The organism is Pseudoxanthomonas sp. 134C1, from assembly GCF_057773065.1.
This window is the reverse complement of sequence record NZ_JBYMTH010000002.1, coordinates 377,916-399,745: the sequence shown is the minus strand read 5'-3', so window position 1 is coordinate 399,745 and position 21,830 is coordinate 377,916. Positions and strand designations below refer to the sequence as shown.

At 67.5% G+C, this 21,830-nt stretch carries 18 protein-coding genes and 1 pseudogene; 3 read left to right on the top strand and 16 right to left on the bottom strand.

Annotated elements, in window-relative coordinates; genetic code table 11:
- Positions 1–185 precede the first annotated feature (185 nt).
- The 16 genes and pseudogenes from rnhB to rpsB form a co-directional block, all read right to left on the bottom strand.
- Entirely contained in the window at positions 186–803 is a 618-nt protein-coding gene (rnhB, locus tag AC3DEZ_RS05695) for a ribonuclease HII (RefSeq protein ID WP_488387357.1), read from the bottom strand.
- A gap of 10 nt (positions 804–813) precedes the next feature.
- Positions 814–1,986, bottom strand: a pseudogene (gene lpxB, locus AC3DEZ_RS05690) (lipid-A-disaccharide synthase); the annotation flags it as partial.
- 8 nt (positions 1,987–1,994) lie between these two features.
- Entirely contained in the window at positions 1,995–2,777 is a 783-nt protein-coding gene (gene lpxA / locus AC3DEZ_RS05685) for an acyl-ACP--UDP-N-acetylglucosamine O-acyltransferase (protein WP_488387356.1), read from the bottom strand.
- A complete protein-coding gene (gene fabZ / locus AC3DEZ_RS05680) occupies positions 2,774–3,232 on the bottom strand; it encodes a 3-hydroxyacyl-ACP dehydratase FabZ (RefSeq protein ID WP_183643174.1) in 459 nt (152 codons plus the stop codon). The genes lpxA and fabZ overlap by 4 nt, the downstream gene beginning before the upstream one ends.
- Positions 3,233–3,234: 2 nt before the next feature.
- On the bottom strand, positions 3,235–4,251 hold the full coding sequence (gene lpxD / locus AC3DEZ_RS05675) for a UDP-3-O-(3-hydroxymyristoyl)glucosamine N-acyltransferase (RefSeq protein WP_488387355.1): 1,017 nt from the start codon (positions 4,249–4,251) through the stop codon (positions 3,235–3,237).
- 115 nt (positions 4,252–4,366) lie between these two features.
- Positions 4,367–6,844 carry an outer membrane protein assembly factor BamA gene (gene bamA / locus AC3DEZ_RS05670; RefSeq protein WP_447105165.1) on the bottom strand — a complete coding sequence of 826 codons (2,478 nt, stop codon included), beginning with the start codon at positions 6,842–6,844 and terminating at the stop codon, positions 4,367–4,369.
- Positions 6,845–6,951: 107 nt separating this feature from the next.
- A complete protein-coding gene (rseP, locus tag AC3DEZ_RS05665) occupies positions 6,952–8,313 on the bottom strand; it encodes an RIP metalloprotease RseP (RefSeq protein WP_488387354.1) in 1,362 nt (453 codons plus the stop codon).
- 30 nt (positions 8,314–8,343) lie between these two features.
- Positions 8,344–9,537, bottom strand: a complete 1,194-nt coding sequence (gene dxr, locus AC3DEZ_RS05660) for a 1-deoxy-D-xylulose-5-phosphate reductoisomerase (protein WP_488387353.1) — start codon at positions 9,535–9,537, stop codon at positions 8,344–8,346.
- A gap of 1 nt (position 9,538) precedes the next feature.
- Positions 9,539–10,399 (bottom strand): phosphatidate cytidylyltransferase, encoded by an 861-nt coding sequence (locus AC3DEZ_RS05655; RefSeq protein ID WP_488387352.1) that lies wholly within the window; start codon positions 10,397–10,399, stop codon positions 9,539–9,541.
- On the bottom strand, positions 10,396–11,151 hold the full coding sequence (gene uppS / locus AC3DEZ_RS05650) for a polyprenyl diphosphate synthase (protein WP_488387351.1): 756 nt from the start codon (positions 11,149–11,151) through the stop codon (positions 10,396–10,398). Before uppS ends, AC3DEZ_RS05655 begins: the two co-directional genes overlap by 4 nt.
- Before the next feature lie 8 nt (positions 11,152–11,159).
- The gene (gene frr / locus AC3DEZ_RS05645; RefSeq protein WP_295382682.1) at positions 11,160–11,717 is read right to left on the bottom strand and encodes a ribosome recycling factor; all 558 of its coding nucleotides are present in this window, start codon (positions 11,715–11,717) and stop codon (positions 11,160–11,162) included.
- Between the two features lie 87 nt (positions 11,718–11,804).
- Positions 11,805–12,722 (bottom strand): cation diffusion facilitator family transporter, encoded by a 918-nt coding sequence (locus tag AC3DEZ_RS05640; RefSeq protein ID WP_488387350.1) that lies wholly within the window; start codon positions 12,720–12,722, stop codon positions 11,805–11,807.
- A 67-nt stretch (positions 12,723–12,789) separates the two neighbouring features.
- Complete coding sequence (gene pyrH, locus AC3DEZ_RS05635; RefSeq protein WP_447101580.1) at positions 12,790–13,515, bottom strand: UMP kinase; 726 nt, start codon at positions 13,513–13,515, stop codon at positions 12,790–12,792.
- A 107-nt stretch (positions 13,516–13,622) separates the two neighbouring features.
- The gene (locus AC3DEZ_RS05630) at positions 13,623–15,110 is read right to left on the bottom strand and encodes a sensor domain-containing diguanylate cyclase (RefSeq protein ID WP_488387349.1); all 1,488 of its coding nucleotides are present in this window, start codon (positions 15,108–15,110) and stop codon (positions 13,623–13,625) included.
- 207 nt (positions 15,111–15,317) lie between these two features.
- On the bottom strand, positions 15,318–16,196 hold the full coding sequence (tsf, locus tag AC3DEZ_RS05625; protein ID WP_488387348.1) for a translation elongation factor Ts: 879 nt from the start codon (positions 16,194–16,196) through the stop codon (positions 15,318–15,320).
- 132 nt (positions 16,197–16,328) lie between these two features.
- On the bottom strand, positions 16,329–17,132 hold the full coding sequence (gene rpsB / locus AC3DEZ_RS05620) for a 30S ribosomal protein S2 (RefSeq protein WP_183643140.1): 804 nt from the start codon (positions 17,130–17,132) through the stop codon (positions 16,329–16,331).
- Between the two features lie 320 nt (positions 17,133–17,452).
- Between rpsB and map the strand changes: the two genes are divergently transcribed.
- From map to dapD, 3 genes are read left to right on the top strand one after another with little or no spacing between them, the layout of a single operon-like run.
- Positions 17,453–18,247 (top strand): type I methionyl aminopeptidase, encoded by a 795-nt coding sequence (map, locus tag AC3DEZ_RS05615; RefSeq protein WP_488387347.1) that lies wholly within the window; start codon positions 17,453–17,455, stop codon positions 18,245–18,247.
- A 26-nt stretch (positions 18,248–18,273) separates the two neighbouring features.
- A complete protein-coding gene (glnD, locus tag AC3DEZ_RS05610; RefSeq protein ID WP_488387569.1) occupies positions 18,274–20,880 on the top strand; it encodes a [protein-PII] uridylyltransferase in 2,607 nt (868 codons plus the stop codon).
- A 28-nt stretch (positions 20,881–20,908) separates the two neighbouring features.
- Positions 20,909–21,763, top strand: a complete 855-nt coding sequence (dapD, locus tag AC3DEZ_RS05605) for a 2,3,4,5-tetrahydropyridine-2,6-dicarboxylate N-succinyltransferase (protein ID WP_488387346.1) — start codon at positions 20,909–20,911, stop codon at positions 21,761–21,763.
- The last annotated feature ends 67 nt before the right edge of the window (positions 21,764–21,830 follow it).

Sequence of the window (21,830 nt, the reverse complement as noted above, 5' to 3'; positions counted from 1 at the left end):
CGCGTGACCGTCGGGGGCCGGTGCGCATCACCGTGATCCGTGAAGCAGCGGCATTGCTCCCGGGGAGATGCCACGACAGCGTGCGATCTTGCCGCGATGGTTTCGCCTGCTGGAAGTGGGCGTGACCAAGGACAGGGCGTCCTGTTCATCCGACCGGTGGTGGCAATGGCGCGGGAACTCCGCGCTCAGCGCATGCCGTGTGCTTCCAGCGCGACCCGCACCGGCGCGAAACTGCGGCGATGTTGCGGGCAGGGTCCGTGCCGGGTGAGCGCGGACAGATGTTCGGGCGTGGAATAGCCCTTGTGGCTGGCGAAGCCGTACTGCGGGAACTGCGCGTGCAATTCGACCATCGCGCGATCGCGTGTCACCTTGGCCAGGATCGAAGCCGCCATGATCGCGGCATCCAGGCGATCCCCGCCCACCAGCGCCTCGGCCGGGCAGGACAGGCGTGCGGGAATGCGGTTGCCGTCGATGCGCGCGAGTTCGGCGGCCGGCTGCAGCGCACGGACCGCGCGGCGCATGCCTTCCATCGTGGCTTGCAGGATGTTGAGCTGGTCGATTTCCTCGCGATGCACGAACTCGACGCGCCAGGCGAGCGCGCGTTCGATGATCAGCGGGTACAGCGTCTCGCGCTGGGTTTCGGTCAGCTGCTTGGAATCGTTGAGGCCGTCGATGGGGCGATCCGGATCCAGGATCACCGCCGCGACGGAAACCGGCCCGGCCAACGGGCCGCGGCCCGCTTCATCCACCCCGGCAACCAGGCGGAACACGGGGGCGGGAAACAGGGAGTCGACCGGCAGCATGGGGAGGATCCTAGCCGACGACGGCGCGCGGCGTGGATGACAGCAGTTCCATCACCGCATCGGCCGCGCGCGCGGAGGCGTCCTGACGCAGTTGCTCGTGCAGATGCAGGTACCTGGGCTGGAGGGCGGCGGCGGCCTGCGGTGCGCGGAACCAATGCAGCACGGCATCGGCCAGCTTGTCGGGCGTGCAGTCGTCCTGCATCAGTTCCGGCGCCAGATCCTCGCCCGCCAGCACATTGGGCAGCGCGTAGCGCTCCACCTTCAGCAGGCCGAGCGCCTTGACGATGCGATAGGTCATCGGCGCGACCTTGTAACCGACCACCATCGGCCGCTTGGCCAGCATGGTTTCCAGGGTCGCGGTGCCGGAAGCCAGCAACACGACGTCGGCGGCGTACAGCGCGGTCCGGGCATGCCCATCCAGCAGGCGCAGGTTGGGCACCGCCAGGCGCGGGTCGGACAGCAGCGTTTCCAGCAGTCCGCGGCACGCCGCATTGGCGGCCGGGACACAGACCTGCAGGCCGGGCAGCTCGGCGGCGATTCGGCGGGCCGCCTCCAGGAACGGCGGCCCGAGCCGCTGGATCTCACCCAGCCGGCTGCCGGGCAACAGCGCCAGGACCGGGCCTTCCGCCGGCAGATCCAGCGCGCGGCGGGCCGTGGCGTGGTCCGGTTGCAGGGGCATGTCATCGGCCATGGGATGCCCCACGAAGCGCGCATCCACGCCATGGCGGGCGTAGATGGGGGGCTCCATCGGGAACAGGCACAGCACGCGGTCGGCGCTGGCACCGATCTTCTGCGCACGCTTCTCGCGCCAGGCCCACACGGAGGGGCTGACGTAATGCACCGTGCGGATGCCGCGCTGCTTGAGCCAGCGCTCCACGCCCAGGTTGAAGTCGGGTGCATCGATGCCGATGAAAACGTCCGGCTGCCAGGCCAGCACGCGCTCGCGGAACGCGCGCCGCAGCTTCAGCAGGCGGGGCAGATGGCGCAGTACCTCGGACAGGCCCATGACGGCGAGCTCACCGGCGTCGAACCAGGTCTGGCAGCCTTCGCGGCGCATGCCATCGCCGCCGATGCCGGCGAACTCGGCTTCGGGACAGCGCTCGCGCAGCGCCGCGATGAGACCGGCGCCAAGGCCGTCGCCGGAGGCCTCGCCGGCCACCAGCGCGATGCGCGGCCGTCGTGCCGGCGGGTTCATCTCAGCAGCGGCCTCTCGCCGCGCTCGATGAAATCGAGCAGCGCGCGCACGTCATCGCTGGACTGCGCCTGTTCGGCCAGTTGCAGTTTGGCCTCGGCCAGCGGCAGGCCGGCCACGTACAGGGTGCGGTAGGCGCGCTTGATTGCGCTGATGCGCTCGCTGTCGAAGCCACGACGCTTCAGGCCCTCGCTGTTGATGCCGCGCGGCCGGCCCAGCGAATCGCTGCCGACCATCGTGTACGGCGGCACATCGCCATTGACCAGCGCGCCCATGCCGATGAACGCATGCGCGCCGATACGGCAGAACTGGTGGGCGCCGGAGAAGCCGCTCATGATCACCCAGTCCTCGACGGTGACGTGTCCGGCCAGGGTCGAGTTGTTGGAGAACACGCAGTGGTTGCCGATCACGCAGTCGTGGGCGACGTGCGTGTAGGCGAGCAGCAGATTGTCGTCGCCGATGCGGGTGACGCCGCCGCCGCTGCCGGTGCCGCGGTTGAGGGTGACGAATTCGCGGACGATGTTGCGATCGCCGATGACCAGTTCGGTGTGCTCGCCGGCGAATTTCTTGTCCTGCGGGTCGCCGCCGGCGGCAACGTGGCCCACCAGGTGATTGTCACGACCGATCCGGGTCGGGCCGATGACGCTGCAATGCGGGCCGATGACGGTGCCGTCGCCGATTTCGACCCCGGCGCCGACCAGACTGAAGGGACCGACCCGCACGTTGGCGCCCAGGCGGGCGTTCGGATCGATCACCGCGCTGGGGTGGATGTCGGTACTCATGCCGGGGTCTCGGCGCACAGCACCTCGGCGCTGGCGACCTCGTTGCCGGCGACCTTGGCCACGCAGGTGTACAGGGTCATGTTGCGGATCACCCGCTTGATTTCCACATGCAGTTCCAGCACGTCGCCCGGCACCACCATGCGCGAGAACCGCACGTTGTCGACCTTGACCAGGTAGAACAACCGATCGCCGCCGCACAGGCCACGCGAGATCTGGGTCAGCACGCCACCGGCCTGGGCCAGGGCTTCGATCACCAGCACGCCGGGCATCACCGGATGGCCGGGGAAGTGGCCCTGGAAGAACGGTTCGTTGATGGTCACGTTCTTGATGCCGACGATGCGCTTGTGTGCTTCGAACTCCACCACCTTGTCCACCAGCAGGAACGGATAGCGGTGCGGCAACAGCTTCTGGATGGTGACGACGTCGATGGGCAGCTTCACTTCGGGTTCGGTCATGTTCATTCCTTGTCCGCGGCCAGCACGCGGCGTGCCAGTGCGTCGAGTTGCTTGAAACGGGCGGCGTTCTTGCGCCAGGTCCGGTTGTCGGTGAGAGGCGTTCCGGACGAGTACTCGCCCGGCTCATGAATGGAACTGGTCACCAGCGACATCGCCGTGATGACCACGCGGTCGCAGATTTCCAGATGGCCGAGGACGCCGGCGGCTCCGCCGATCAGGCAGTAGCGGCCGATCTTCGCGCTGCCGGCGGCGGCGCTGCAACCGGCCATCGCGGTATGCGCGCCAATGCGGACGTTGTGGCCGATCTGGATCTGGTTGTCGAGCCGGACGTCTTCCTCCAGCACGGTATCGTCGAGCGCGCCGCGATCGATGGTGGTATTGGCGCCGATCTCGCAGTCGTCGCCCACCACCACGCCACCCAGCTGCGGCACCTTGATCCAATGTCCGGCGTCCATCGCCAGGCCGAACCCGTCGGCGCCGAGCACCGCGCCAGGGTGAATCAGCACGCGCTGCCCCAGGCGTACCCGGGTGACCAGGGTGATCCGGGCGATCAGCTCGCTGCCGGCACCGACCACGCAGTCATCGCCGATCACGCAGTGCGGTCCGATGATGCAGCCTTCGCCGATTTCGACGCGTGCGCCGATGCTCACGAACGGACCGATATGCGCGCCCGGCGATACCCGCGCGGACGGGTCGATCACCGCGCTGGGGTGGATGCCCGGAGCATGCGCAGGTCGCTGCTCGAACAGCGCCGCGATCTTGGCGAAAGCGGTATAGGGATCCCGGGCGATCAGGGCGGTGCCGGGTGCCGCCGCGGCATCGTCCTCGCGCAATACCACGATGCCGGCGGCCGATTCCGCCAGTTGGGAGCGATAGCGGGAATTGGCCAGGAAGGCGAGCTGGCTGTGGCCGGCCCGGGCCAGGGTGGCGACGCCGTCGACGGCGATGTCACCGTCGCCGTGCAGGCCCAGCGAGAAGCGCTCGGCGAGCGCGGCGGCGGTAAGGGGGGACACGGTCATGGGGCGCAATTGTAGCGCCTCGCTCCGTCTCATCGCCGCGCCGACGGGGCGCGGGAAACGCGGGCTACACCATACGGGGGGCGATGGTGTGGCCCGTCAACGCACGGGCTCGCGATCAGAAGCCGCCGCCGAAGGTGAACTGCAGGCGCTCGATCTCGTCGCCATCCTTCTTCTTCAGCGGGAAGGCGTAGCTGATCGAAATCGGGCCGACCGGCGCACGCCACAGCAGCGCCACGCCCGCGGCCGCGCGCAGTTCGCCGGCATCGAAGTTGTCGTAGCCGTCGAACACGTTGCCGAAGTCGAAGAACGCCGAAATGCGGGCCGCGTTGGAGTCGAACAGGCGCGGGAAGTACATTTCCAGCGAACCCACCGTCTTCAGCGAGCCGCCGAGCGGCTGGCCGCGCCAGTAACCCTGAGTGACCTCGGAACGCGGGCCCAGGGTGTTGTCGCTGAAGCCGCGGACCGAACGCACACCGCCCGCGTAGAAGTTCTCGAAGAACGGCAGGCCGGTGGCGGTAAGGGTCCGATCCAGGACGGAGCCCGGTGCACACGGTCCAGTGCCGTCAGTGGCGGCCGCCGGATTGGCCTCGCCGGGAATGGACGGATCGGTAGGCAGCATCCTGCAGACATTCCGCGACGAATCGCTGCCCCAGCTGTCGCCGTAGCCGAAGTCGAAGCGGGTGTTGAGCACCAGCGACGGCGTGATCGGCCAGTACTTGGAGAACTCGTAGTTGAGCTTGTAGTACTCGACGGTCGAGCCGGGCAGGGTGATTTCAGCCGACACACGCTGGTACGTGCCGGCGGTGGGCATGAAATAGTCGTTGCGGGTGTCGCGCGCCCAGCCGATTTCGGTGCGCCAGGCGTGGAAGGTACGCTGGCCGATCGCGTTGATGTAATCGATGATCTGCGCGGGGGTGTAGATGTTGTAGTTGATCTGGTTGCGATCGATGCCGAACAGCAGCGACACGCTGTCGGTCTCGGTCAGCGGCAGTCCGAGCACCGCCTGCGCGGCGGCGCTGGTGGTCGAGTACTGGGCGGCGTTGAAGTCGGAGTAGTCGTACTCGCGCCACCACAGGTTGTAGCCGAGCGACATGCCCTCGTCGGTGAAGAACGGATTCAGGAACGAGAACGAATAGCGCTGCAGGTAGTCGCTGCGCTGGGCCTCGACCGATACCCGGTTGCCGCTGCCGAGGAAGTTGTTCTGCGACAGCTGGATCGAGGTGGTCATGCCGGACAGCTGCGAATAGCCGAGGCCGAACACGAAACTGCCGGAAGTGGTTTCCTTGACCGTGTAGACCACGTCGACCTGGTCGTTGGTGCCGGGAACCGCTGGCGTCTCGACGTCCACGGTCTCGAAGTAGCCCAGGCGCTGCAGGCGGATCTTGGAACGATCGATGGCCGCCTGCGAATACCAGGAACCCTCGAACTGGCGCATCTCGCGGCGCATGACCTCGTCGGAGGTGCGCGCGTTGCCCTTGAAGACGATGCGGCGGACGTTCACGCGCGGTCCGGGGACGACCTGGAAGTTGAGCGAGACGGTGCGCTTTTCGCGATCGACGGACGGAATCGGGTTGACCTGGGCGAACGCGTAGCCGATGTTGCTCAGGGTCGCGGTGATGCCGTCGGACGTGATTTCCAGCAGCCGGCGCGAGAAGATCTGGCCGGGCTTGACGATCACCATGCGCTCGACGTTTTCCTGGGGCAGCACGGTATCGCCGGTGACCTTCACCTCGGAAACCTTGTACTGCTCGCCCTCGGTGATGCCGGCGGTGATGAACATGTCGCGCTTGTCGGGGCTGATCGACACCTGGGTGGAGTCGATGCTGAAGTCGACGTAGCCGCGGTCCAGGTACCAGGAGTTGAGCTTCTCCATGTCGCCGGAGAGTTTTTCCTTGGAGTACTGGTCGTCGCGGCGGTACCAGGACAGCCAGTTGTGCTCCTTGGATTCCCAGGTCTTGAGGATGTCCTCGTTCTGGAACTTCTCGGTGCCGACCACGTTGACATGGCGGATCTTGGCCGCCTTGCCTTCCTTGACGGCGATGGTGATGTCGACGCGGTTGCGGTCCAGCGGACTGACGGTCGGGGTGATCTCGACGTTGTACTTGCCGCGGTTGTTGTACTGCTTGATGAGTTCCTGTGTCACGCGATCCAGGCTGAGCCGATCGAAGGTGTCGCCTTCGGCCAGGCCGATGTCCTTCAGGCCGGTCATCAGCTGCTCGGTCTTGATGTCCTTGTTGCCGGTGACGGTCAGCTTGTTGATGGCGGGGCGTTCGACCACGGTCACCACCAGGATGTTGTCCTGGCGATCCACCCGGACGTCCTGGAAGAAGCCAGTCTTGTACAGCGCGCGGATGGCGTCGCCGACGCGGGATGAAGTGACCGTGTCGCCACGCTCGATCGGCAGGTAGGTCAGGACCGTACCGGCGGAAATGCGTTGCAGGCCATCGATGCGGATGTCGCTGGCGGTGAAGCTGCCCGGTTCGGCCTCGGTGGGCGCGACAAGGGGGGGCAGGGCCGTCTGCGCCCAGGCGGGGGCGGTCAGGGCCGAGGCCAGGGCCAGGGCGAGCAGGCGGCGGGTGGGCTGTCGCGTCATCATCACATCCGATAGGTGGCGCGCCTGCACTGCAGGCGGTTGCCGGGAAGAGTCATGCTGGGGGCTGGCGGGCTTTGAGCAGACCGGCACAAGAAAGTTCAAAAGCATCAAGTCACCAGACGCAGGATGTCGTTGTAGAACGCAAGACCCATCAGGCCCGCCAGCAGGGCCAGGCCGACGTATTGCCCGGCAGCCATGCTGCGTTCGCTCAACGGACTGCCCTTGACCAACTCAATAAGGTAATACAGCAGGTGTCCGCCGTCCAAGACGGGGATGGGCAACAGGTTGAGAATCGCCAGGCTCAGCGACACCAACGCCAGGAAGTACAGGAACCAGGCCACGCCCCGCTTGGCGGTGTTGTTGGCGACCCGGGCGATGGTGATGGGGCCGGAAACGTTCTTGACCGAGGCGTGCCCGGTCAGCATGCGCCGGATCATGCCCAGCGAGTCGGCGGTCATCTTGCCGGTTTCACGCAGGGCGGCCGGGAACGCGGCGATGGGCCCGAACTGCTGGAGGGCGTCGTATTCGGCCGGCCGCAGTGACTTCGGTGGCTCGACCCCCAGCGCCCAGGCTTCCTTGCCATTGGCGGGATCCCGGAATTTCCGGGGCTGGAGCTCGAAAGCGTGCCGTTCACCCTTGCGATCGACCTCGATCATGCCCGGGCCCCCGCGTTCGCCCAGTTGGCTGACCAGCGGATACAGGTCGCCGAACTGGCGCACGGGCTGGCCATCCACCGCGGTGATGGTATCGCCGGGCAGGAGCACGCCATCGGCGGCGCTCCCGGGGGCGGTGGCGGTGACGGTTGCCGGCAGCAGCAGGTGCCGCCAGGACAAGCCCGCGGCACCGCTGATGTTTTCCTGGTTGAACCCGACCGGCAGCCGGGACAGGGCGAGGGTCCGATCCTGCTCGTTCCCGTCGGCATCGACGACCCGCAGACGCGCATCGCGGCCGTCCATCGCGGCCAGCGTCAGGGTCTGCAGGGCTTCCATCCAGGTATTGATGGTCCGGTCGTCGACCGCCTCGATGCGATCGCCGCTGTGCAGGCCGGCCGCGGCGGCGATGCCGGTGGTGGGTCCCAGGGTGGCGGAATAGTCCGGACGGCCAATGACGAACATCGCCCAGAGCAGGACCACGCACAGGACCAGGTTGGCGATCGGGCCGGCCGCGACGATGGCGATTCGCTGCAGGACCGGCTTGCGGTTGAAGGCCTGGGGCAGTTCCTCGGCCGGGACGTCCCCTTCGGCCTCGTCCAGCATCTTCACGTAGCCGCCGAGCGGAATGGCGGCGATCGCGAATTCGGTGCCATGACGATTCCGGCGCGACCACAGCGGGCGGCCGAATCCGACCGAGAAGCGCAGCACTTTCACCCCGCAGCGGCGGGCGACCCAGTAGTGGCCGAACTCATGGAAGGTGACCAGCACGCCGATGGCGACGATCATCCACAGCAGGGAGCCCAGCGCCTCGCTCATCGGAACCGCTCACGGGTTGTGAAAGGGCGCTCAAGCACGGGCGGCGTGACCTGCGATGGTGGTTTCGGTGATCCGTCGGGCCCGTGCATCGGCTTCCAGCAGCGCCTCCAGCGAATCCGCCGGCGCGGCGGGCAGCGCGGCGAGGGCTTCCTCGACCAGCACGGGAATGGATAGGAAACGGATTTTGCCCTGAAGAAAGGCTGAAACGGCCACTTCGTTGGCGGCGTTCAGGATGGCCGGCGCGGTGCCGCCCGCGTCCAGTGCCTCGCAGGCCAGCCGCAGACATGGGAAGGCGTCCGTGTCCGGCGCCTCGAAGTCCAGCCGCCCTTGGGTCAGCAGGTCCAGCCCGGCGACCCCGGAATCGATACGGTCGGGCCAGCCCAGACCCACCGCCAGCGCGGTGCGCATGTCCGGCAGGCCGAGTTGCGCGAGGGTGGAGCCATCCACGAATTCCACCAGCGAATGCACCAGGCTCTGCGGATGCACCAGCACGCCCAGCCTGTCTCCGGACAGGTCGAACAGGTGGTGGGCCTCGATCAGTTCCAGGCCCTTGTTCATCAGCGTCGCCGAATCGACGGAGATTTTCGGCCCCATCGACCATTTCGGGTGGGCGACCGCCTGAGCCGGCGTGACATCCGCCAGTTCCGCCCGGCGCCGGCCGCGGAACGGCCCGCCCGAGGCGGTCAGGACGATGCGGCGGACATCGCCCTTAGCCTGGCGTGAACGCAGGCACTGGAAGATGGCGTTGTGTTCGCTGTCGATCGGAATGATGTCCGCGCCGGCGGCGTCGGCGGCCCGCGTCATCAGTTCACCGGCCAGCACCAGCGATTCCTTGTTGGCCAGCAGCAGGCGCTTGCCCGCGCGCGCCGCGGCCAGGGTCGAGGACAGGCCCGCCGCGCCGACGATGGCGGCGACCACCGTGTCGCAGGCATCGCCAGCCGCGAGCGCGTCCAGCGCGGCCACTCCGGCGTGGGCTTCGGTCTCCACGCCACGTTCGCGCAGGCCGTCGCGCAGGGCGGGGAACAGATCCTCGCGGGCGATGACGGCGTGCCGGGGGCGGTGCCGCTGACACAGGTCCAGCAATGCTTCGACCTGGCTGCCGGCCGCCAGCACGGTCACCCGCAGGCGCTGCGGATGGCGCGCGCTCACGTCCAGCGCCGAAGCACCGATGGAACCGGTGGCGCCGAACACGGCCACCCGCTGGAGCGTGGTGCTGGCGGTCATGTCAGAACCCGAACAGTTCCTTGCCCAGCGCGAAGATCGGCAGTGCGGCCAGTACGCCGTCCACGCGGTCGAGCACGCCACCATGGCCGGGGATGACGTCGCCGGAATCCTTCGCACCCACGTGGCGCTTGAGCAGGCTTTCGAACAGGTCGCCGACCACCGAGAACAGCACCGTCGCCACCGCCACGATCAGCACGTAGGGCAGTTCGATCAGACCGGCGCCGGCAAAGAACGTGCCGCCCAGCGCCACCAGCAGGCCCGCGGCCACGCCGCCGAACACGCCTTCGATGGTCTTGTTGGGGCTGATGCGCGGAGCCAGTTTGCGGCTGCCGAACAGGCGTCCGCCGAAATGGCGGCCCGCGAAGTACGCGCCGCTGTCGGCGGCCCACACGATCGCCAAGGCCACGAACAGCCAGCGATGGCCATAGGGCTGGCCCGCATGGATGAGGCAGAGCGCGCACCAGGCCGGCACGATCGCCAGGGTGCCCGCCGCCAGCTTGAAGCCGCGCGCCCAGGTCTCGTGATCGGAGGCGAAATTGAAGAAGCGCAGCCACAACAGGGCCAGCACCCACCAGAACACGCCCAGCAGCGATACCAGCCTCAGCGGCACCAGATCCGGCGAGCCGGCCGAGGCCCAGACCAGCAGCACCATCAGCAGCAGGTTGGCGACCAGCAGCAGGGTGCGCGGCAGGGTGTCGTCGATTTCGGCCAGTTTGAACCATTCCCACAGGCCGACCAGGAACACCAGCGCGGCCAGCGCGGCCAGCCACGGGGTGGGCAGCAGGAGGATGGCCGCGATGGCGATCGGCGCCATCGTCAACGCCGCGATCACGCGGATCTTGGTGCCGCCGGATTGGGTCATGCGGAAGTACTCTCCGTCGCGTCTTGCGCGATCTGGGCGCTGGTCAGGCCGAAGCGGCGCTCGCGTCCGGCATAGTCGTCCAGCGCGCGTTGCAGGGTCGCCGCATCCATGTCCGGCCACAGCAGTTCGGTGAACCACAGTTCGGTGTAGGCCAGCTGCCACAGCAGGAAGTTGCTGACCCGGTGGTCGCCGCCGGTACGGATGAACAGATCCGGCGGCGGCAGGTCGGACAGGGCGACGCAGCGATCCATCGCCGCCTCGTCGATGTCCTCGGGGCGCAGGCGGCCCGCCGCCACCTCGATCGCGAGCGCCCGCGCCGCCTGGGCGATGTCCTGGCGACCGCCATAGCTGGCGGCGATGACCAGGGTCAACCGGGCGTTGGCTCCGGTCTGCGTTTCGGCCGCTTCCATGCGCTGGCGGATCGCCGGCGGGAAGCGATCGCGTTCGCCGATGAAACGCACGCGCACACCGCGCCGGTCGAGCTCGTCGACTTCGCGGTCCAGCGCGTTGAGGAACAGCTTCATCAGCGCGCCGACTTCGTCCTCCGGCCGGCCCCAGTTCTCGCTGGAGAAGGCGAACAGCGTCAGCACCTCGATGCCGCGTTCCAGGCAGAAGTCGATGCATACGTTGACGGCGCGCGCACCGGCGCGATGGCCGATCACGCGCGGGCGCTTGCGGCGCTCGGCCCAACGCCCGTTGCCGTCCATGATGACGGCCAGGTGGCGTGGAATTCCGGGTCTGACAGGGGACATGGCAGTCCTCAGACCGCCATCAGTTCCTGTTCCTTGGCCTTGACCACGTCGTCCACGTCCTTGATCGACTTGTCGGTCAGTTTCTGGATCTCCTCTTCCGCGCGACGCTCCTCGTCCTCGGTGATCTGCTTCTCCTTCAGCAGATCCTTGACCTGCTGGTTGGCGTCACGGCGGATGTTGCGGATGGCGACCTTGGTGTCCTCGCCCTCGCCATGGACGACCTTGGACAGTTCGCGGCGGCGCTCTTCGGTCAGGGCCGGCAGGTTCAGGCGGATGGTGGTGCCCGCGGTATTGGGGGTCAGGCCCAGGTCGGACGCCAGGATGGCCTTCTCGACGGCACCGACGATCTGCTTTTCCCACGGGGTGATCGTGAGCGAGCGTGCGTCGGACACGGCGACCGTGGCGACCTGGCTCAGCGGAACGTCGGATCCGTAGTAATTGACCTTCAGGTGTTCGACCAGGGCGGTCGAGGCGCGACCGGTGCGTACCTTGACCAGGGTGTGACGCAAGGCCTCGATGCTCTTGGTCATGCGCGCCTGCGCGTCTTTCTTGATGTCGTTGAGCATCACGGGTCCCGTGGCAATCCTTAAACGCCCGATTATAGGCGTTCCAGGCTCCTTTGCGGGCTCCGCGGCGACGGAACCGGGGACGGATCAGTGGGAATGGTGCGGTGCGGCATCATGCAGATCGTGGCCGCACTGGCTGCCTCGTTCGATCTGCAGGGTCGCGTGGTTGATCCCGAAGCGATTGTCCAGTGCGTGCACGGTGGTGTCGATGAAGAGGTCGTGATCTTCGTTCTCCGCCCTCACCAGGTGCGCGGTAAGGGCGATTTCACCGGCACCCAGTGGCCAGATATGCAGGTGGTGGACGGCCTGCACCCCCGGTTGGCCGGCCAGGAAAGCGTGAACCTCGGCCTGGTCGATGCTGTTGGGGACCGCGTCCATGGCGGCGTTGAAGCTGTCCCGCAGCAGGCCGAAGGTGCCGATCGCGATGACGATGCCGATCAGGAGCGCGGTGGCCGGGTCCAGCCAGGCCCAACCGAAGGCCAGCATGCCGAGCCCGGCGACCACGGCCGCCAGCGAGACGGCCGCGTCGGCGACCAGGTGCAGGAAGGCACCGCGCTTGTTGAGATCGTGGGCATGCCCGTCCTTGACCAGCCAGGCTGCGCCCAGATTGATGGCGATGCCGATGGCGGCGACGACGATCACCGGGGTCGCGGGGATCTGCGGTGGTGCGCTGAAACGGCGAACCGCCTCCCAGCCCAGGGCTCCGGAAAACACCATCAGCAGGATGGAATTGGCCAGTGGCGAAAGCAGCGTGGCCCGTCGCCAGCCGTAGGTGTGGTTGCCGGTGGGGGGGCGCCGCGCCAGCGCGGCGGCGGCCCAGGCCAGGCCAAGCCCGAGCACGTCGCCCAGGTTGTGCAGCGCATCGGACAGCAGTGCCAGCGAATTGGTGTGGAAGCCGTAGCCCGCTTCCAGCGCCGTGTAGGCCAGGTTGATCAGAGTGACCAGCGCGAAGGTCCGGGTAGCCGAACCGTGTGCGTGGGCGTGCGAACCGTGTGAATGTCCCATGCCGCAAAGGGTGCCGCGCGGACGCGGCGGACACTATTACAGCCGGGATTGGGGATTCGGGGCAGCGTCAGCCGCGGCCCTTCACCAGGGTGCCGATGTTCTCGCCACGCAGGATGCGCATCAGGTTGCCGGGCACCGACAGGTCGTAGATGCGCAGCGGCACATCGCTGTCGCGGCAGAGCGCGAACGCGGCGGTATCCATGACCTGCAGGTCGCGCGCGATGACTTCGTCGTAGGTCAGCTGGTCGTAGCGCGTGGCGTCGGCGTGCTTGCTCGGATCCTTGTCGTAGACGCCATCCACCTTGGTGGCCTTCAGCAGCAGATCCGCGCCGATTTCGATCGCACGCAGCGCGGCGCCCGAATCGGTGGTGAAGAACGGATTGCCGGTACCCGCCGCGAAGATCGCGATGCGGCCCTTCTCCAGGTGGCGGACGGCGCGTCGGCGGATGTAGTCCTCGCACACGTCGTTGATCTTGAGCGCGCTCATCACCCGGACCTTGGCGCCGAGCTTCTCCAGCGCGTCCTGCATGGCGAGCGCGTTGATGACGGTGGCCAGCATGCCCATCTGATCGCCGGTCACCCGGTCCATGCCGCCGGCGGCCAGGCCGGCGCCGCGGAAGATGTTGCCGCCGCCGATGACCAGGCCGATTTCGGCCCCGGCTTCGCGCGCCTCGATGATCTCGCGGGCGATTCGCCCGATCACCACCGGGTCGATGCCGTAGTCCTCGGACCCCATCAGCGCCTCGCCGGAAAGTTTGAGCAGGATGCGGCGATAGGCGAGGGGTGCGGTCATGGGGGCTCTCGGCGTGGGCAAACGAAACAATTCTAGCCGAGCGCCGCCCCGACGTCAGTCGTCCCGTCCGCGAAGGACCGCAGCCGGGCGCCGCGGCGATGCCGGGTTCATTGTTCCACCAAGCCCGCCACCACCCGGTTGCGACCCTCGCGCTTGGCGCCGTACAGCGCCTCGTCGGCGGCCTGCAGGAGCTGGTCCACGTGGGCGAACTGCTCGAGCGCGCCGTGCGTGGCCAGGCCGGCGGAGAAAGTCACGTGCAGGGGCCTGCCGTCCACGCGGGTCATCGGTTCCTGGCCCACCTCGGTCAGGATCCGCCGCATCACGCCGAGCGCCGCGCGCTCGTCGGTCCCGGGCAGGACGATGAGGAACTCCTCGCCGCCGTAGCGGGCGACGATGTCGCTGCTGCGCAGGTGTTTCTGCAGGGTGGAGGCGAACCCGCGCAGGACCTGATCGCCGACCAGGTGGCCCCAGCCGTCGTTGATCTTCTTGAAATCGTCCAGGTCGACGAAGGCGATGGACAGCGGCCAGCCGTGCCGCGACGAAGTCTCGAATTCCTTCTCGAGCACGCTTTCCAACTGGGTGCGGTTGTAGACGCCGGTGAGCGGATCGCGGCGCGCCTCCTCGGCCAGCCGCTGCGCACGGTGCTCGAACTCGTCCGCATCCTTGCGCGCCCGCGCCGCGTCCTGGATCTCGCGCAGGTTGCGCAGCACCAGCAGTTCGCGCGCCTCCTGCAGGAGCGCGGCGATGCGGCGTGGCTGGGTGATACGGACTTCGAACATGGTGGCGATTTCCGGCAGCATTCCGGTCATCTTCTCGATGATGCCGTCGATCGTGACCGGATCCATGTCCAGCAGCCGGTGCGCCGCATCGAAGGCGCGCAGGCGCGCCGCGGAGGTGTCCTCCAGCAGCCACAGATCGGCCAGGTGCCCGGATACCGCGACGCAGGCTTCGAACGGGGAGCCGGGTTCGGCCGATTCGCTGGCGCCGATGGCTTCCAGCAGCAGCGGTGGCAGGTTCCAGTGGCGGGCCATCCAGTGGCCGACCTCGGCGTGATCGCTGCCGAAGTGCTCGCGCTCCCGGCGCAACAGGGTGTCGTTGTCCGGGCTGCTGGCCAGCAGCGGGGCATAGGTCTTGCGGTCGAGTTGCAGCAGACCCAGCACGCCGATGTCCTGCAGCAGGCCGGCCAGCATCAGTTCCTCGAGCCGTCGTTGCCCGATCTGCTCGCCGAGCAGGCGACTGGCCAGTGCAGTGATGACACTGCGTCGCCAGACCTTTTCCTCGCCCGGCTCGTCGTGGTGCCGGGTCCGCATGCCGGACGAGAGCGAGAAGCCCAGGGCGAGGGTGAGGGTGGCGTTCAGGCCCAGCAGGGTCAGCGCCTGGCTGAGATTCTCCACCCGGCGCCGGCTGGCATAGAGCGGAGAGTTGGCGATGCGCAGCATGCGCGCGGTCAGCGCCGCGTCCAGGCCGATGGTGTCGGCAGCGGTGGCCATCACCACGTCCGGGTCGCGAGCGAGCGCGAGGATCCGCATCGCCACTCCCGGCGGAGAGGGCAGATCGCGGCAGCAGGAAAGCTTGGCTTCGAGTTCGGCTCGCATCGCTCGCGGCTGGACCTTGTCTTCTGGCGGCGGCGTTCCAGCCACCCTCGCCTCGCTATCGGCCGGGCGGTGGAGAAGTTTAGGGATGAATCCGCCAGACGGACGAAACGACGGCATGCCAGCGCCGGAAGCGGGCCCAGCCGTTGTCGCCCAAACAGAAAAGCCGCGGTTTCCCGCGGCTTTTCCGATGCTCCGTGAAGGAGGAAATCAGGCCAGGCCGGCCTGCTTCATCACTTCGGCGGCGTAGTCTTCCACCACCTTCTCGATGCCTTCGCCCACGGCCAGGCGCTGGCTGCTGACGACTTCGGCGCCGGCGGCCTTCAGCACCGCTTCGACGGTCTGGTTGGTGTCCAGCACGTACGGCTGGCCGTACAGGGTGACCTCGTTGACGATCTTGGCGATCTTGCCGCTGATGATCTTCTCCAGGATCTCGGCCGGCTTGGCCTTGTCCTTGTCGGACATCTTGGCCAGCTCGATTTCCTTTTCCTTGGCGACGAAGTCGGCCGGCACGTCGGCGGCCTTGATGTACGGCGGGTTCATCGCCGCCACATGCATGGCCAGGCCACGGGCCAGTTCGGCGTCGCCGCCCTTGACCTCGATCAGCACGCCGATGCGGCCGCCATGCACGTAGGCCGCGACGTTGTTGCTGCTGTCGGCACGGACCAGGCGACGGACCTGCACGTTCTCGCCGACCTTGGAGATGACGGCGGCGCGGGCTTCCTCGACCGTTTCACCGGAAGGCAGCTTGGCGGTCTTGAGGGCTTCGGCGTCGGCGGCGCCGGAGGCCAGGGCGACCTGGGCGACGGTGTCGGTGAAGCCGACGAAGTTACCGTCCTTGGCGACGAAGTCGGTTTCGGAGTTGATCTCCACCAGCACGGCCTTGCCGCCGTCCTGGGCGACCGCGATGCGGCCTTCGGCGGCCACGCGGCCGGCTTTCTTGTCAGCCTTGGCCAGACCGGACTTGCGCAGCCATTCGGCGGCCACGTCGATGTCGCCGTTGTTCTCGGTGAGCGCCTTCTTGCACTCCATCATGCCGGCGCCGGTGCGCTCGCGCAGTTCCTTGACCAGGGAAGCGGTGATTTCCACGGGATTACCTCGATTTGCGGATTTCGTTGGGCGGGCGGGGAGCCCGCCGACGGATTGAATAAGGCGGGTCATGGCCCGCCTGTAGGCATCGTTTGCCGCCGCGCACTGTGGCGCGGCGGCATTGCAGCGCGATTACTCGGCGGCGGCGGCTTCGTCGGCCTTCTTGCCGGCCTTCTTGGCCGGGGCGCGGCGGCCCTTGCCTTCTTCGTCCGATTCCACGAACTCTTCCTCGCGGACGGTGGCGGCGTTCGGCGAAGCGGCCTTGCCTTCCAGCACGGCGTCGGCGGCGGCGCGAGCGTACAGCTGCACGGCGCGGATGGCGTCGTCGTTGCCGGGGATGGCGTAATCGACCAGGGCCGGGTCGTAGTTCGAATCGACCACCGCGATCACCGGGATGCCGAGCTTCTTGGCTTCCTTGATGGCGATGTCTTCATGGCCGATGTCGATGACGAACAGGGCGTCCGGCAGGCGGTTCATGTCCTTGATGCCGCCCAGCGAGGCTTCCAGCTTGTCGCGCTCGCGGCGCAGGCCCAGCACTTCGTGCTTGACCAGCTTTTCGAAGGTGCCGTCGGTTTCGGCGGCTTCCAGTTCCTTCAGGCGGGCGACCGACTTCTTCACGGTGGCGAAGTTGGTCAGGGTGCCGCCCAGCCAGCGCTGGGTCATGTACGGCATGCCGCAACGCTCGGCTTCTTCCTTGATGGCTTCGCGGGCGCTGCGCTTGGTGCCGACGAACAGCACGGTGCCACGCTTCTGGGCCACGCCCGAGAGGAAGTTCATCGCGTCGTTGAACAGCGGAACGGTCTTCTCGAGGTTGATGATGTGGATCTTGCCGCGGGCGCCGAAGATGTACGGCGCCATCTTGGGATTCCAGTAACGGGTCTGGTGGCCGAAATGGACGCCGGCTTCCAGCATCTGGCGCATGGTGACTTGGGGCATTGCTTGAACTCCATGAACGTGGAACCCGCCGCCGGGAATGGGATGGCGGTTGCCCGCGAGGGCAGGGTTCCGGGGTTGGGCCTCCCTGCGGCTTCCGTGTCCGAACCTTCGACCCTAAGGGAATGATCCCAAAGGAGTTTTCAGGCACCCCGGCACGGAGGTTGGCAGCAGGTGTGGATTCGCCGGTGACGCCCGGCGTGGGCAGCCTGGACGGACAGGGTCCGACCAAGCCGCGGAAGTATAGCGGGAACAATGAGTTGCCCGCAACAAACCCCCTGTCGGGCGCTCAAAGGGGGGCGAAATCGGCGATAATCCTGGGCATGGCCATCACCCTCAAGACCCCCGAAGAAATCGAGCAGATGCGCATCGCCGGCCGGCTGGCCGCCGAGGTCCTGCAGATCGTCGCGCCGCACGTGAAGCCGGGCGTGACCACCGCCGAATTGGATCGCATCTGCCACGATCATATCGTCAACGTGCAGAAAGCCATCCCGGCCAACATTGGTTACGGCGGCGGCCACGGGCGGATTCCGTTCCCGTCCACGGTGTGCACCTCGGTCAACAATGTCATCTGCCACGGCATGCCCAGCGAGGGCAAGGTGCTGAAGGACGGCGACATCCTGAACATCGACGTGACCGTCATCAAGGATGGCTGGCACGGCGACACCAGCCGCATGTACTTCGTCGGCACGCCGTCGGTGATGGCGAAGCGGTTGGTGGACACCACCCGCGAGGCGATGTTCCGCGGCATCCGCGCGGTCCGTCCGGGCGCGACCCTGGGCGACATCGGCCACGCCATCCAGCAGTACGCCGAAGCCGAACGCTTCAGCGTGGTGCGCGAGTACTGCGGCCACGGCATAGGCAAGGTCTATCACGACGAGCCGCAAGTGCTGCACTACGGGCGCGCCGGCGATGGCGTGGTGCTGAAGCCGGGCATGACCTTCACCATCGAGCCGATGATCAACGAGGGCAGCCGCTTCTCCAAGGTGCTGCCCGATGGCTGGACCGTGGTCACCAAGGACCGCAAGCTCTCGGCGCAGTGGGAGCACACCGTGGCGGTGACCGCGGACGGCGTCGAGATCCTGACCCGCCTGCCGGGCGACGACAACGACCTGTGAGCAGTCCCCAGGCCGCGACTGATTCACTGCCGCGGCTGACGGGGATCGGCGCCGGAAGCGCGGACGATGGCGCCTGGTCGGCCGCCGCGCGCGCCGCGCTGGGGCACACCGATGCGCGGTTGAGCAAGCGCTTCGATCATGGCGACGGCATGGACCGGATCTTGGCCCTGCGCGCGCGCGGGGTGGATCACCTGCTGAGGGATGCATGGCTGCGCTGCATTCCCGCCGACAGCCTGATGGCGTTGTTCGCGGTGGGCGGCTATGGCCGCGGCGAACTGTTTCCGCAGTCGGACGTGGATCTGCTGGTGCTGGCCGAAGCATCCGCCCAGGCGCGCCACCATGAGGCGCTGGCGCGTTTCTTCGCGCTGCTGTGGGATGCCGGCCTGCCGATCAGCCATGCCGTGCGCTCGGCCGCCGAATGCACCGAAGCCGCGGCCGACCAGACCGTGCTGACCGCGCTCATCGAGGCGCGGCCGGTGGTGGCCGAACCGGTCGACGAGGCCCGCCTGATCGATGCGGTGTCGGCCGGGCGGGTGTGGCCCGCGCGTGATTTCTTCCTCGCCAAACGCGAGGAAATGAGTGTCCGCCACGCGCGCTTCGGCGACACCTCCGAAAACCTCGAACCGAACATCAAGGATGGCCCGGGCGGATTGCGCGATCTGCATACGCTGGGCTGGATGGCGTTGCGCACGTTCGGCGTGCGGGATCTGGAGCCGCTGGTCGGCATGAGCCACCTGGGGCCGGACGAAGCCGCGGCGCTGGCGCGCGAGCGTCGCGCGCTGGGGCGCCTGCGTTATGGCCTGCACATGATCGCGGGACGCCCCGAGGAACGCCTGCGCTTCGATTTCCAGAAGACGCTCGCGCAGCGCCTGGGCTTCGACGACGACGCCGAGAACCTGGGCGTCGAGAAGATGATGCAGGGCTTCTACCGGAGCGCGGCGATCGTCCGCCGCATCAGCGATCGCCTGCTGCAGCGTTTCGAGGAACAGTTTGACGGCGAAGCCTTGCCGGAACCGCTGGACGACGCATTCGCGCTGCGTCGCGGCTACCTGGCCGCGCGGGACCCGGCCTGGCCGCGGCGCGACGTTTCGCAGGTGTTCGCCCTGTTCGCGATGTGGGCCGCGCAGCCGCAGGTACGCGGGCTGCATTCGCTCACCGCGCGCGCGCTGGCCGAATCATTGCCGAAGCTGACCGCCTATCCGGCCGCGACGACCGCCCAGCGTGATGCGTTCATGGGCCTGCTGCGTGGGCCGCGCGCGGTGGAAACGCTGACCCGGATGGCCCGCCTGGGCGTGCTGGGGCAGTGGCTGCCGGCGTTCGCACGGGTATCCGGGCGCATGCAGTTCGATCTGTTCCATGTCTATACCGTGGATCAGCACACCCTGATGGTGCTGAAGAACCTCGCCACGTTCTCCTCCGGGCGCGCGGACGAACGCTTCTCCATCGCCCACGAGGTCTGGCCGCGCCTGCGCAAACCCGAACTGCTGCTGCTGGGGGGCCTGTTCCATGACATCGCCAAGGGCCGCGGCGGCGATCATTCCGAGCTCGGCGCGGTCGACGCGCGCGAGTTCTGCGCGGCGCATGGCCTGAGCGCTTCCGACACCGATCTGGTGGCCTGGCTGGTCGAACAGCACCTGCGCATGTCGGTGACCGCGCAGAAACAGGACATTTCGGATCCGGACGTCATCCATGCATTCGCCCGCCTGATCGGTGATCGCGAGCGACTGGACTATCTGTATCTGCTGACTTGCGCCGACATCGCCGGCACCAGCCCCAAGTTGTGGAACGCCTGGAAGGACCGGTTGCTGGCGGATCTCTACTTCGCCACCCGCCGGGTGCTGCGCGAGGGGCTGGAGTATCCGGTCGACGTCGACGCGAGACTGGCCGAAGCACGCGAATCGGTGCGCGTGTTGTTGCGCTTGCACGCCATCGGAGACGGGGACGCCGATGCCCTGTTCGCGGCAATGCCGGAAGAGAGTTTCCTGCGCTTCCGGCCCGAGCAACTGGCCTGGCAGGCCGAGGCGCTGCGCGGTCTTGGGCCCGGCGAGGCGCGCGTGCGTGCGCGGCTGATCGCCGAGGACGCCAATGCGATGGAAGTGTTCGTGCATTCACCGGATCGCGACGGCCTGTTCGCCGCGATCCTCGCCACGCTCGATCGCATGGGCTACGCCATCCACCAGGCGCGCGTGCTGGTCGGGCCGCAGGGCACGGTGTTCGATACCTTCGAAGTGCTGCCCGCCGACAGCTACGCCACCCGCGATCCCGCCGACGTCGAGCATGGCCTGAGCGTCGCCCTGGCCGGCGCGCTCGACAAGGTGCGCACGTCGCGGCGCGCGCTGCCGCGCCAGCTTCGGCACTTCCGGTTCGCGCCACGCTTCGAGTTCGGCCGGACTCCGGACGGACGGCGCACCGTGCTCAGTCTGATCGCGCCGGACCGCCCGGGTCTGCTGTCGGACGTGGCCCAGGTGCTGCGAGCGCAACGCCTGCGCGTGCACGATGCGCGCATCGCGACCTTCGGCGAGCGCGCCGAGGACATCTTCCAGATCACCGACGAGCGCGACATGCCGCTGGCGTCGGAAGAACAGCAACAGGCCCTGCGCGATGCGTTGCGCGCCGGGCTCGAAACCCACTGACGAAAACTCCCCCAAGGAACCCGGATTGATGAGCCCGAAGAAAGCCACTGCCATCGAAGAACTGAAGTCGACCATCGAGAGCGCGTTCGAACGCCGCGCCGAACTGACCACGATCGAGATCGAAGGCTCCACCCGCGCTGCGGTCGAGCGCGCCATCGACGGCCTGGAAAACGGCAAGCTGCGCGTCGCCGAGCCGGACGGCAAGGGCGGCTGGAAGGTCAACGAGTGGCTGAAGAAAGCGGTGCTGCTGTATTTCCGGGTCAACGAAATGGAACTGGTCGAGGCCTATCCCGCGCCGTTCTGGGACAAGGTGGAATCACGCTTCGGCGCTTTCGACGAGGCGGATTTCCGCAAGCTCGGCGTGCGCGTGGTGCCGGGCGCGATCGCCCGTCGCGGCAGCCATTTCGGCAAGGACGTGGTGCTGATGCCGAGTTTCGTCAACATCGGCGCCTACGTGGGCGAGGGCACCATGGTCGATACCTGGGCCACGGTCGGTTCCTGCGCGCAGGTCGGCAAGCACTGCCACCTGTCCGGCGGCGCCGGCATCGGCGGCGTGCTGGAGCCGCTGCAGGCCTCGCCGACGATCATCGAGGACCATTGCTTCATCGGTGCGCGCTCGGAGGTCGTGGAAGGCGTCGTGGTCGGCCACCACAGCGTGATCGGCATGGGCGTGTTCCTGGGCCAGTCGACCCGCATCTACAACCGCATGACCAAGGAAATCACCTACGGCCATGTGCCGCCAGGCAGCGTGGTGGTGTCCGGTTCGCTGCCGGCGGCCGACGGTTCGCACTCGCTGTACTGCGCGGTGATCGTCAAGCAGGTCGACGAGAAGACCCGCAGCAAGACCAGCGTCAACGAGCTGCTGCGCGGCCTGGCCGACTGATCACCTTCCCGTTTCGGGCGGGCGCGGATGGCGTCCGCCCGTCTTTCCGCCGTGAATGGCATGCGGG

Coding starts and splice junctions, on each gene's coding strand:
- AC3DEZ_RS05630 (WP_488387349.1), bottom strand. CDS start 15,110: ATGCGAGCCGAACTCGAAGCCAAGCTTTCCTGCTGCCGCGATCTGCCC.
- AC3DEZ_RS05640 (WP_488387350.1), bottom strand. CDS start 12,722: ATGGGACATTCACACGGTTCGCACGCCCACGCACACGGTTCGGCTACC.
- lpxA (WP_488387356.1), bottom strand. CDS start 2,777: ATGAGTACCGACATCCACCCCAGCGCGGTGATCGATCCGAACGCCCGC.
- dxr (WP_488387353.1), bottom strand. CDS start 9,537: ATGACCGCCAGCACCACGCTCCAGCGGGTGGCCGTGTTCGGCGCCACC.
- rnhB (WP_488387357.1), bottom strand. CDS start 803: ATGCTGCCGGTCGACTCCCTGTTTCCCGCCCCCGTGTTCCGCCTGGTT.
- bamA (WP_447105165.1), bottom strand. CDS start 6,844: ATGACGCGACAGCCCACCCGCCGCCTGCTCGCCCTGGCCCTGGCCTCG.
- rseP (WP_488387354.1), bottom strand. CDS start 8,313: ATGAGCGAGGCGCTGGGCTCCCTGCTGTGGATGATCGTCGCCATCGGC.
- rpsB (WP_183643140.1), bottom strand. CDS start 17,132: ATGCCCCAAGTCACCATGCGCCAGATGCTGGAAGCCGGCGTCCATTTC.
- pyrH (WP_447101580.1), bottom strand. CDS start 13,515: ATGACCGCACCCCTCGCCTATCGCCGCATCCTGCTCAAACTTTCCGGC.
- AC3DEZ_RS05655 (WP_488387352.1), bottom strand. CDS start 10,399: ATGACCCAATCCGGCGGCACCAAGATCCGCGTGATCGCGGCGTTGACG.
- uppS (WP_488387351.1), bottom strand. CDS start 11,151: ATGTCCCCTGTCAGACCCGGAATTCCACGCCACCTGGCCGTCATCATG.
- lpxD (WP_488387355.1), bottom strand. CDS start 4,251: ATGACCGTGTCCCCCCTTACCGCCGCCGCGCTCGCCGAGCGCTTCTCG.
- map (WP_488387347.1), top strand. CDS start 17,453: ATGGCCATCACCCTCAAGACCCCCGAAGAAATCGAGCAGATGCGCATC.
- frr (WP_295382682.1), bottom strand. CDS start 11,717: ATGCTCAACGACATCAAGAAAGACGCGCAGGCGCGCATGACCAAGAGC.
- fabZ (WP_183643174.1), bottom strand. CDS start 3,232: ATGACCGAACCCGAAGTGAAGCTGCCCATCGACGTCGTCACCATCCAG.
- dapD (WP_488387346.1), top strand. CDS start 20,909: ATGAGCCCGAAGAAAGCCACTGCCATCGAAGAACTGAAGTCGACCATC.